The organism is Leifsonia sp. HAY1-4F (assembly GCF_056755275.1).
Genome location: NZ_JBNDHX010000747.1, coordinates 1 through 229, shown reverse-complemented (window position 1 = coordinate 229; position 229 = coordinate 1). Strand labels below are relative to the sequence as shown.

Below are 229 nucleotides of genomic sequence, written 5' to 3'. Positions count from 1 at the left end.
GCGGAGGCGATCCGCCGCGCCGCCCGCGTGTTGTGGTACTTCGCGAGCGACGCCTGCGTGGGCCGGAGGCCGCCGGACTGCTCGAGGTCGGCGAGGTGGCGGCAGTACAGCTGCATCGCCGTGAGCTCCTCGAGCATCTGCGCGAGCCGCTCCTGCACCATCTGGAACTTCGCGAGCGGCTTGCCGAACTGCGTGCGCTGCTGCGCGTACTGCAACGCCGCTTCGTAGC

General features: G+C 70.7%; 1 protein-coding gene. It reads right to left on the bottom strand.

Annotated features, from left to right (window positions below):
* Positions 1 to 229 (bottom strand): acyl-CoA dehydrogenase family protein (locus tag ACPYOG_RS21190; protein ID WP_481296002.1); only part of this gene is annotated, 229 nt, incomplete at both ends.